At 46.4% G+C, this 233-nt stretch carries 1 protein-coding gene; it reads right to left on the bottom strand.

Annotated features, from left to right (window positions below; all coding sequences use genetic code 11):
• A partial coding sequence (locus tag KVT27_RS26295) for a hypothetical protein (protein WP_217582345.1) occupies nucleotides 1–233 on the bottom strand: 233 nt, incomplete at both ends.

Raw genomic sequence — 233 nt, 5'->3', positions numbered from 1 at the left:
CGGCTTTTTTCTCGCCTTGCCAAGCGTGCTCTAGCCATTTCCCTGTAAGGTCGGCTGCAAGATGCGCTTCTTCGAAAGGTTGCCCTTCCTCCGTTTGACCAAGGAATACTGAGCCAATTTCATATAGTGCTACACTGTCTGCTTGGCGGGCATCATTATAGGCTGCTGCTATAATTAAGTGTGGAACTAGGCTTTGTTGTAATGTAGATCGTTCTTCACTCATAGGCATTAAT

This window comes from Lysinibacillus sp. GbtcB16 (assembly GCF_019091145.1).
Classification (GTDB): Bacteria; Bacillota; Bacilli; order Bacillales_A; family Planococcaceae; genus Lysinibacillus; species Lysinibacillus fusiformis.
Note: the sequence above shows the minus strand (reverse complement) of the source record. Positions and strands in the feature narration are given on the sequence as shown.